4 protein-coding genes are annotated in these 11584 nt (G+C 37.8%); 3 read left to right on the top strand and 1 reads right to left on the bottom strand.

What is annotated here, in order from left to right; genetic code table 11:
- Nucleotides 1-124 precede the first annotated feature (124 nt).
- Nucleotides 125-5074, top strand: coding sequence for a translocation/assembly module TamB domain-containing protein (locus BXU11_RS12905; RefSeq protein ID WP_078212818.1), 4950 nt, complete (start codon nucleotides 125-127; stop codon nucleotides 5072-5074).
- A 27-nt stretch (nucleotides 5075-5101) separates the two neighbouring features.
- Nucleotides 5102-7390 carry a BamA/TamA family outer membrane protein gene (locus BXU11_RS12900; RefSeq protein ID WP_189318533.1) on the top strand — a complete coding sequence of 763 codons (2289 nt, stop codon included), beginning with the start codon at nucleotides 5102-5104 and terminating at the stop codon, nucleotides 7388-7390.
- A gap of 441 nt (nucleotides 7391-7831) precedes the next feature.
- Here the strand turns inward: BXU11_RS12900 and BXU11_RS12895 are convergent, their stop codons facing one another.
- Nucleotides 7832-10333 (bottom strand): M14 family zinc carboxypeptidase, encoded by a 2502-nt coding sequence (locus tag BXU11_RS12895; RefSeq protein WP_078212817.1) that lies wholly within the window; start codon nucleotides 10331-10333, stop codon nucleotides 7832-7834.
- Between the two features lie 258 nt (nucleotides 10334-10591).
- Here BXU11_RS12895 and BXU11_RS12890 point away from each other — a divergent pair, with 258 nt between their 5' ends.
- Entirely contained in the window at nucleotides 10592-11533 is a 942-nt protein-coding gene (locus tag BXU11_RS12890; RefSeq protein ID WP_078212816.1) for a polyphosphate kinase 2 family protein, read from the top strand.
- Nucleotides 11534-11584 lie beyond the last annotated feature (51 nt).

Below are 11584 nucleotides of genomic sequence, written 5' to 3'. Positions count from 1 at the left end.
TAGGCTTATTTTTCTAGTTGTTAACAAATAAAAAATTGCTAATTTGGAATACTGTATGCCTTTCCAAATCGTCAACTTGCAATTTCCCACTAAAAAAAGTACTTTTATGATAAAATAAGTCCATTTGAAACCCTATTTACAAAAAAGCATCGCCATTATACGCCGAATTCTTCCTGGAATTATGGGCGTATTCTTGCTTTTGCTTCTATTGATTCATTTACCTTTTGTGCAACGATTCGCCAAAAATCAGGCCGTTGCCTATTTGCAAAATAAAATCAAAACGACTGTCCAAATCGATACCCTTTCGTTTGGATTGTTCCAACCCATTCGTGTGAAAGGCCTCTTTTTGGCCGACCAAAAAAAAGATACTTTAATTGCAGGTCGTGAACTCAACGTGGACATCAATTGGCTGGATTTGGCTAGTAATCAACTAACGTTCAGTAGTATTGCATTAGATGGCGTCACGATTAAAGTGGACCAAAATAACCGCGGAAAATTCAATTTCGACTATATCCTTAAGGCTTTTGAAAGTACCGATCCACCTAAGGAAACTTCCTCCAATGCTATGGCGATCGTCTTGCAAAAAATCAAGTTGAATCAAGTGCGTTTGGTCTATCAACAGGCCAAAGATCCTTTGCAAACCAATATAAAAATCAAGCATTTTGATACGCAATTCCAAACCTTCGATTTGGAAAATCAAATAGTGGCTATTCCAAAAATCAATCTTGTGGGTCTGACGGCTACTATTAGCCAAACGCTAACTACTTCACTACAAAAAATTGCGCCAAACGCGATTGTTTTACCTCCAAATCGTCCGTGGAAAGTATCGGTAGGTGAAATTGATTTGAAAAAAGTGCATGTAGACTATGCCGAGAGCAGCCAAAAAATGAAAGGACAGGTTTCCTTTAGACGTTGGTACACCAAACTAGAACTGTTGGATTTGGCTAATGAATTAGTGGTGATCAACAAAACCCAATTCGAGAATTTGCGAGGCGCAGTATCTTTAGGAAAAACTACTTCAATAGCTGCTCCCTCTACAGAAACTCCACAAACAAAACCCAATGCGTGGGAGGTAAAAATCAAACAAACGGAAGTGGCACAACTGTTTTTTCAGTGGGACAATCACAATGTCAATCCTATTACAAAAGGTTTAGATTTTAATCATTTGCAATTAAAAAACAGCCATTTCAAAGCCAAGAATTTCCATTACACTTCACAATCTATTGCCGCCAACATTGTAGCTTTTGCAGGAAAAGAACAAAGTGGTTTGCAAATCGACTCCTTGCATACCGATTTTTTCTACGGTCCTAGAAACAGCTATTTGAAAAAATTATATCTCAAAACTCCTCAAACGGTAGTGCGCAATGAGGTGCTTATTGGGTATCCTTCTATTGCTCAAGTGGCTAAAAATCCAAAAGAAATAAGTATTAAAGCCAACATTAGCAATAGCAAATTAGGTTTTAAAGATGTATTGCTACTGGCGCCACAATTGGCAAAAACCAACCCATTTGATAGTAATCCAAATGACATTTTGATCCTAAACAGTGTCGTTTCGGGCAAATTAAATTGCCTCGAAATTCCAAATCTCGAACTCAGCGGCATCGGAAAAACAAAACTAAAAGCTAGTGGACGCATCCTTGGACTGCCCGATATGGACAAAGCACAATTTGATATTGCTTTGCAAAATTTTGAATCCACTGCCAAAGATATTGCGGTTTTCGCTCCAAAAGGAAGTCTTCCAAAAAACGTGACTTTACCTTCAAAGCTCAGTGCCAAAGGAAGTTTTAAAGGAACGATGCATTCGTTTTTAACCGATTTGGCCCTACAAAGTAGTTTTGGATCCGCCAAAGTAAAGGCTTCCTTCGATCAAAGTATAAAAAATCAACCCAAATATAACGCACAAGTCGAATGGATTCGTTTTGACTTAGGGCGACTGCTACAGCAAAAAGAGCTAGGTAAAATTTCAGCTAAAACCAAGATCATAGGAACGGGATTCGATCCAAAAACAGCGAAAATTAAGGCCTCTGGAACTATTTCTAATGTGATGTATAACCAATACAGCTATCAAAATTTTGGTTTTTCCGCTACCGCCAACAACGGATTTTATACTACACATGCCACAATCAATGATGCCAACTTGAGCGCCAAAATTGACGCCAATGGAGATTGGAAAGATAAATTTCCAAAAGGAACCGTAAAACTCAATTTGGATATTGCCGATTTAGAAAAACTACACCTCCATGCCGGCCCCTTAAAGTTAAAAGGAGAAATGGATGCCTCCATACTTGCCGCCGATTTGAATTTTTTAACAGGTACAGTCACTGCACATCATTTGGTGGTGACCAACGAAAAAGGCAGTTTTCCGATAGATTCTATTGCTATACAAACCGCAGCCAATGCCGAAAAAACGACTTTAACGCTTGACACTGGTTTCCTTCAAGCCTCAATCGAGGGCGGTTTTCAATGGACTGCTATTGGTGGAGCACTTGAGCGTTCCCTCCGCTCCTACTTTAGCACCCAACCTATCAAAACCATCAAACCTGGGCCTGCTCAGCAATTTTCTTTCCACCTCGCCACCAAGGAAAGTCCGATTTTTGGACAATTGGTACCAAATCTAAAAGAAATGGCGCCTGTTACAATTAGTGGAAATTACCAATCGGTTTCTGATTCCTTAGCCTTACAAATACAGGTTCCAAAATTAGCACTCGGCGATCAAGTAATTACCAATGCTACTTTCGACTTAAATACTGCCAATAAAGCGTTGCACTATCAACTACAAATTGCTGCAATCACCAATCCTCAAATGCAATTGCCCATGACGGTGTTCGCTGGAAAAGTGGCTAATAATCAAATCGATTATGCATTGCAAGTAAAAGATATAAATAACAAAGAGCGCTATAGCCTTGCTGGAGCTATGAATAGCGAAAAGGACGAACTTTTACTGCATTTTGTACCTAACAGCGTGCTTTTGAACTATGAAAACTGGGCGCTACCAGAAAACAATCTCATTCGATTATCGCCCAAAGGTCTTACGGTTTCTGATTTTGGATTGGAAAATAAAGACAGCAACATCCGCATCGCGTCACAATCCGAAGTTCCGAATGCACCACTCGAAATTGCTTTTGAAAACTTTAATATCAGCACGCTCACCAGCATGGTCGAGAAAGACGACTGGCAAATGAGCGGAAACGTAAATGGAGCAGTACTTCTTAAAAAAGGCATCACCCAACCTCTTTTTACTTCGGATATCAAAATTGAAGATTTTAGTTTTAAGAAAGATACCGTTGGAACTATTTCTATTCAAGTAAAAAATGAAAACGAAAACCTTTATCTAGCCGAAGTAACATTAACCGGACAAGACAATAAGGCAACGTTATTGGGAAATTATGAAAGTAAATCCGGTGATTACGGAGTTACACTAGCTTTAGACCAATTGAATATGAAAAGTATTCAAGGGTTTGCCATGGGACAGTTAACACAAAGCACTGGCTTTTTGTCGGGTAGTTTCGAAGCTTCCAAAAACAAGGACGCCAGTGTGATGAATGGAAAACTACAATTCAATCAGGTAGGTTTTAAGGTAAAACCACTCAATGCTACTTTTCATTCTCTTAATGATGCCATTACTTATGATGGACAAAACTTGATGCTAGATCATCTGACCATTAAAGATGAAAAAGGTAATAATTTGATAGTTGATGGTGCCATAAAAACCGAAGTTGGAAAAAATATGGCTTTTGATATTAGCATTGAAGCCGATAATTTCAAAGCCATCAATTCTAAAGCCACTGACAACGACTTGTTTTACGGTGAATTGTTTTTAAACAATCACATCACCATTCAAGGCGATACGAAAAACCCAAAAATAGCGGGAGTAATTCAGGTGAATAAAGAAACTAAATTCACCATAGTCGTACCACAATCAGATCCATCCATTTCCGATCGCGAAGGAATAGTCGAATTTATAGACCAAGATCATCCTACAGAAGCTAGTGCCTTAGCTAACGCAAAAGACTTGAATCAAAGTGAGATTATGGGATTCAATGCTTCCATGGATATTGTGATCGATAAAGAGGCAGAATTGACCTTGATTATGGATAAAACAACGGGCGATTATGTCAAAGCTAAAGGAAAAGCCAACTTAAGTGGTGGTATAGACGAATCGGGTAAAACAACCTTAACAGGTAAATATGAATTGGATGAAGGGGTATACGAATTGTCTTTTAGTGGTATCAAACGAAAATTTGACATCAAAAAAGGAAGCTATATTTTATGGAAAGGTGATCCAATGGATGCCGATGTGAATGTAACAGCCGTTTATAAAGTAAATACCGCTCCGATTGATTTGGTATTGAATGAAATTAGTAATTTCTCTGAAACCGAAAAAACGACTTTTAAAGAAAAAATTCCGTTTGAAACCGAATTGAAAATTACAGGCGAGATCCTTAAACCTGAGGTCGATTTTGACATCACGCTGCCTGATAACAATTCCGTTTCATCCAAAGTAATGAGTACGACCAAAGCCAAACTGGAACAATTGCGTCAAGAACCCAACGACATGAACAAACAGGTATTTGCCTTGTTGGTGTTGGGTAATTTTATCGGTGACAATCCGTTGTCGAGCGAGTCAGGTTTTTCGGCAGCATCGATGGCAAGAGGTAGCGCAAGTAAAATTTTGTCGAACCAATTGAACAATCTTGCTGGCGATTTGATCAAAGGAGTCGAATTGAATTTTGATGTTCAATCCACCGAAGATTATTCGTCAGGCAGTAAAGATGAAAGAACCGATTTGAACATAGGCATCTCCAAAAAATTATTCAAAGATCGGGTGAAAATAACTGTCGGTAGCAGTTTTGGATTGGAGGGCAATCAACAAGCCAATGAAAAAGCGACCAATATTGCTGGTGATGTTTCTATTGATTATCAAATTACCAAAGATGGTCGTTATAAAATAAGAGGCTATCGTATCAACAAATATCAGGTGGCACTTCAAGGGGAAGTACTAGAAACTGGGGTTTCTTTTATTATCACCATGGATTACAACAAGTTTAAAGAATTGTTTCAGAAAAGTAAATAATTTTTTAACCCTTAAATGAAATAGAAGATGAACAAAATAATAGTATTCATTCTAGTGGCTCTTTTAGCATTACAAAGCTGCTCTCCTACTAAAAATTTGGCAGAAGGCGAATTGCTGTACACTGGGGCTAAAGTGATTATTGAAGGAGAAAGTTCATCAAAAAACAAGAAAGCATTGACAGCGGAATTGAACGCACTCACCCGTCCGATTCCTAACCAATCTTTATGGGGTTGGTATCCAAAATTAGCGATTTACAATCTCGCAGGAACACCAAAAAAAGAAAAAGGATTACGCCATTGGCTGAGAACCAAAGCTGGAGAAGCACCTGTTTTAAATGCCAAATTTGATCCAGAATACAATCGGTTGGTGCTTCAAAATCACCTTGAAAACAAAGGTTATTTTAACACCAAAACCAAAGTTGATACTCTCGTAAAAGGTAAAACCATTCGAGCCGTATATACCGTAAACCCGTCGAAGCCCTTTACAATTAAACAAATCATTTTTCCACAAGATTCTTCGGCCCTATCCAAAGCCATACGAGCTACAGCCAAAAGAAGTTTGTTGAAAGTAGGAGCCATTTACAACCTAGAGACTATTAAGGAAGAACGAATTCGAATTGATGAGAGAATTAAAGAACAAGGATTTTACTATTTTAGTCCTGACTACCTCAAAATTCAAGTAGATTCTACCGTAGGTCGAGCCGAAATTGATGTGTTGATCAAAGTGAAAGACGAAACACCGATCAAAGCAACATCCATTTACAAGATTAACAATATTGTGATCTATCCGAATTATACTTTAGGACAAGATACCCTGAGCAATACTACTCAAGCGGTAACACAATACCGTGATTTTACCATTATTGATCCCGATTCCTTATTCAAGCCCATTATTTTTGATCGTTCGCTTTTCTTCAATAAAGACGATGTTTATAACAGAACCAATCATAATTTATCACTGAATCGTTTGGTGAATTTGGGTACCTTCAAAATGGTGAAAAATGAGTTTAAGCCTTCTTTGAAAACAGGAAATTATTTGGATACCTATTACTTTTTATCGCCTTTGGAAAAAAAGTCCTTGCGTTTTGAACTCTTAGCCAAAAGCAATTCTGCCAACTATCAAGGAACCGAATTGAATGCCAATTGGAGTCACCGCAATACATTTAAAGCGGCCGAACTGCTTTCCGTTTCTATTTTTGGCGGTTTTGAGGTTCAAATTTCTGGACAAAATCAAGGTTTTAACGTGTATCGTATTGGTACCGAAGCCAATTTAATTTGGCCGAGAATGATTTCACCTATCCGTTTCAAAATGACAGACCGATTCACCCCAAAAACCAAAGCTACTTTGGGGTATGAATTTCAAGAGCGCCAACAATTGTACACCTTACAAACTTTTAAAGCACTGTTTGGATACAGTTGGAAAGAGAATGCCCGACGTGAGCATACTTTTAATTTAGGTGAAGTTATTTTTGCCCGACCACAAAACGTAACCGAATTGTATCTTAATGAAGTAGATATAAATCCCTCACTAGGTAAAGTAATTGAGCGCCAACTTATTTTTGGCCCTACTTACTCTTACACCTACTCTAACACGGCACAGAAAAGAAAGAAAAACACCATCTATTACAAAGGTACAGTAGACTTATCGGCAGCAGTTACGGGTTTGATTGCTGGTGCTAATATTGATAAAAAAGATGCTTTAAAAGTCTTTGGCGTGCCTTTCAGCCAATATGTGAAATTCGAAAATGAATTCCGCCATTTTTTAAAACTAGGAAAAGAAACCCAATTGGCGAGTCGGATTATAGTTGGTACCGCTTTACCGTTTGGAAATTCGAAAGAAATGCCTTTTATCAAGCAGTTTTTTATTGGAGGAACCAACAGTATTCGTGCCTTTAGAGCGCGTTCTATTGGGCCGGGAAGTTTTCTTGATAAAGCGGCAAATACGGATGGTTTTTTGGCGGATCAATCAGGAGATATTAAAATAGAACTCAATACCGAATACCGCACTACGCTGTTTAGCTTTGTGAAAGGTGCCGCTTTTATCGACGCAGGAAATATTTGGTTGCTCAATGAAAACAAAGACAAGCCAGGAGCAAAATTTTCTAAAAACTTCATGAAAGAAATGGCAGTCGGCGCTGGACTTGGATTGCGCTTTGACTTTAATTTTTTGGTTCTCCGAACGGATTTTGCTTTCCCGCTTCGCAAACCTTACCTGCCTGAAGGCAATCGCTGGGTTATTGACCAAATCAACTTGGGGAATGGAGCGTGGAGAAAAGAAAATTTGATTTTTAATTTGGCGATTGGGTATCCGTTTTAGTGTTTTTAAAAGCTGAAAAAACTTAACCACAAAGGGCACAAAAATTTAACCGCAAAGTTCACAAAGGGTTACGCAAGGGACGCCAAGAATAAACGATTAAACAGTTAACCAATTTTTTAAAACATATAAGGCATATAAGGGCATTTAAGTTGTAATGTGTTATAGCTTAGTAAAATGGAAGTACAAATAAGTCTTAAAATATTCGTGGTAAAAACTTAACCGCAAAGTTCGCAAAGGGTTACGCAAGGAACGCAAAGCGCAGTAGTAATCTTTGTGTTGCTTCGTGACTTCTTCGTGTTTCTTTGTGGTAAAAAAATTAACCGCAAAGACTTTTTATTTTTACTTTTTGAATGAAAATCTGTGCAATCTGTGTCAAAAAAAATAGCCATAAAAAAAGCGCGATCCTAAAAATCGCGCTTTGTTGTTTAAGATAAATAAAGGCTAGTTCACCAAGAACAAAGCATTGCTAAAGAGTAAATTTCCGTTTTCCCAAAATGCTCTAAACAATGGGTTATCCACCATATAAATTACTTTTCCAGAACCTTTGTAGTCTATGGCGAAATTTACCGTTTCTGGTAATTCTTTACCAATTTCGTGACCTACAAAACCATAGCTTTTGTAACCTTTAGGAACATACGCAATATTTGAAGCATTTTTCAATAAAGCATAATGACGGCTATCGGTTTTTAAACTGAAATATTTTTTACCTAAACCAAAGGCCATCGGATGAGTAACATCCAATACATTTTCGATAATTGCGCCAGGAATAGCATCCGACATCGCACGACGCTCTTCGTTAGCCGAATCTAAGAAACGTTTTTTCAATTCTTTTTCTTTGGCGGTTTTTTCTGCTTTTTGCTTGTCATCATCGGTCGCGTGCGCATTCAATGCAAAACCATCTTTTCCATCAAAAATATCCAAAGCTCCGTTCATAGCAATGATTTTTCCACCGCTACTCACCCATTCGTTGATACGTTTTTGTTCCCCATCAGAGAAATCATAATTGCCATCCGCCAAAATCAAAGTATTGAATTCTTGCAATTTCACTCTTCGGAAACGGTCCAAATCTACAATGCTTACTGGATAGCCAATGGTTTCTTCTAAATAAAACCAAACCGAACCAAAATCAGTAGAATTTACTCCTCTTCCTGATAAAAACAAGATTTTTGGTGCCGTCAACAGCGGGAAGTTTTCTCCACCTAAATCTCTAGCATTTTTTGAAAACCCAGAAGACAGTATAGAGAAATCTGATTTCTTCTTCACGATTTCACCCACTACTTTTTCAAAATCAACCACCTTTGGATTATCGCCTTTGCTCACAATTAATCCACCTGGTGCTACAGTAGTGCTTCCAAAAGCCGATTGCTTCATCGCTGAACGTACTTTGATGCCTTTTTGGTGCAATAATGCTACCACTTGAGCTGAAGTACGGTTGTTCCAAGGAATATGAAACGCATACACTGAACTTGGAATAGAAGATGAAGTCGTTTCAATCGTTGGTTTAGTTTTGATATTGATGGCATTTTTCAAAGCATAGCCTTCAACTCCATACGCTAATGGCAACGCCCAAGCCGTAATGTCATAAGACAAACTATCATTCAATTTATGATTAGGTTCAAACAAAATTTGAGCAAAAACGGCTTTTTGTTGGTCCACTTTTACAATCATATCATTAGGTTCGATGGTAAAGCTGTTCTCTTTCTTGGTTTGGTAATTAAAACCACTTGCTGATTGTTTGGCATCGGCATACGAAAATTCAATTTTGTTTTTTTGTAACAAATCGGCCAATTGCTCCAATTTAGGATTGCTTTTCATCACATAAGTTGCATACTTCCCTTTAATTGTTTTTCTAGAAGTATTCATAAATCCTCTAAACCCTTTCAACAAAGGCTCCACTTGAGAAGCAGCCGATTCCACTATCGTTAAAACAGTGGTAGCGTGATGTGTCAAACGGTCTTTGATGGTCACACTTACACCGTTTTCCATAGTTACTTCTCTTCCTGCTCCAATTCCACCTTGCTCTACGGTCATCCCTACAGCTCCGTTATAGGTTGGATAGGTATCTCCATAACTTGGATAAAACAAATCGAAACGCTCGCTAGTGTTGTACAACCAGTTTTGAGCATCGAATTTAGCTGAAATATTTTTCCCTAACAAAGCGTGAAAATCTCTTTGATACAGTTCTATAAACTCATGCAAAGGCTCTGCAGATGGCGGGAAAAAGTAAGGCGAATTATAGCCTTGCTCGTGAACGTCTGTATGCACTTGAGGCATCCATTGGTTGTACAAAGCAATACGTTGTTGGCTTTCTTTTTGTGTTTGCCAAGCCCAATCTCTATTCAAATCAAAAATATAGTGATTGTAGCGTCCACCTGGCCATTCTTCCATATGTTCTCTATCGGTAAGACCTGGATGCGTGTTTTTTCCAGCGATTTCGTGCAACCAATTTCCGTATCTTGAATACCCATCAGGATTCACACAAGGGTCAAGAATTACCACGGTATTTTTCAACCATTCTTTGGTTGTTTTATTTTCTGGATTTGTCAATTCGTAGGCAACAGTCAAAGCGCTTTCTGTTCCTGCCCATTCGTTTCCGTGCACATTGAAGCTCAACCAAACAATCAATTTATCGCCTACAGTTTTGGATTGATTGGGTGCCATACCAATGGCAGCTAAATTGTTCAAACGAATTTGCTCCAAATTGGCTAAATTCTCAGGAGTAGAAATATAATACACATTCAAGTTGCGGTGCTCGGCAGTTTGTCCGTATCTGTAAGGTTTAATGTAGGACGTTTGTGCAACCAAATGTTCAAAATAATCTTCAACTTGGTGGTAAAAAGTAATGTGTTTGCCATAATCAGGAATGAACTGAGAAGGACTTTTTACTTGAGCCGAAACCCAAGCAGTGGTGGCTAAAAAAAAAGATAGTAATAATTTCTTCATGCTGTTTTGGTTTATTAGAATCCAAAAATAGGGAAACCTTAGGTATTGACCTAAATAAATTACAAACTTACCCATAAGCCGATTTTGAACGACTTTTTAGCTAGAAAAACAAAAAAACATTGGTATACAAGGCTTTAAAAAATCATAATTAAAAACAATCGGTAGCATTTTATTTTCATACAATAAATTAAAAAAGTAAATTTGAGTAAACCTATTGAAAAACAACCATTTAAAAACGCGTCTTAAAACCAAATATTCATGAGTAAAGAAGAAAAACCAAAGAAAAAAAAGCTTCTTTTTGAAAAGTTAAGTTCGAAAGAAAGAATTGAACGAGCCAAACAATTTTCAGCTCAATTCAAAGTCAAAGAAGAAGATAACTTTCAATTATCAGATTACAAAACCGATATTGATATAGAGCTAAGCAATAAGAAATTGGATAAGATTCTAGCGCTTGGCGTGGAGGCTTTGACCGATATGCAAGAAATTCTATATGCTCAGGACAAATGGTCATTATTACTCATTTTTCAAGCGATGGATGCTGCTGGAAAAGATGGCGCCATCAAACACGTGCTTTCTGGTGTGAATCCACAAGGGTGTCAAGTTTCTTCTTTCAAAGCACCGAGTTCGGAAGAATTGGACCATGATTTTCTTTGGCGTTGCCAAAAACATTTACCCGAACGAGGTCGTATCGGTATCTTCAATCGTTCGTATTATGAAGAAGTATTGGTCGTTCGAGTGCACGAACAAATTCTGAAAGCCCAAAAACTTCCTCAAGAATTGGTTACCGAATCTATTTGGGAAGAACGTTTTGAAGACATTCGCAATTTTGAAAAATACCTGAATCGCAATGGAACTATCGTGATTAAATTTTTCTTGAATGTATCCAAAGAAGAGCAAAAGAAACGTTTTATAGAGCGCATCGACGACCAAGATAAAAACTGGAAATTCAGTACATCCGATGCCAAAGAAAGAGGTTTTTGGGACGATTATATGAATGCTTACCAAGATTTAATTAAAAAAACAACCACAACCCACTCACCTTGGTACGTCGTTCCCGCAGATAATAAATCGTATGCTCGTATTGTCATTGCTTCGGCCATTATCAATGCCTTAGACGAAATGGGATTAGAATACCCAAGAGTAAGTCCAGAAAAAGTAGCCGAATTACTAGAAATAAAAAAAGCCTTGTTGGAAGAATAATATTTTTATTCCAACAAGGACTTTTAAATCATATGATACACCCGTTGAGTA

The sequence above is a fragment of the Flavobacterium sp. LM5 genome (assembly GCF_002017945.1).
In the GTDB taxonomy this organism is placed as follows: domain Bacteria; phylum Bacteroidota; class Bacteroidia; order Flavobacteriales; family Flavobacteriaceae; genus Flavobacterium; species Flavobacterium succinicans.
This window is presented reverse-complemented; position numbering and strand designations above follow the sequence as displayed.

What these genes read in the sequence shown, in the direction of transcription:
- BXU11_RS12900 (WP_189318533.1), top strand. Translation starts at nt 5,102, where the DNA reads ATGAACAAAATAATAGTATTCATTCTAGTGGCTCTTTTAGCATTACAA.
- BXU11_RS12895 (WP_078212817.1), bottom strand. Translation starts at nt 10,333, where the DNA reads ATGAAGAAATTATTACTATCTTTTTTTTTAGCCACCACTGCTTGGGTT.
- BXU11_RS12890 (WP_078212816.1), top strand. Translation starts at nt 10,592, where the DNA reads ATGAGTAAAGAAGAAAAACCAAAGAAAAAAAAGCTTCTTTTTGAAAAG.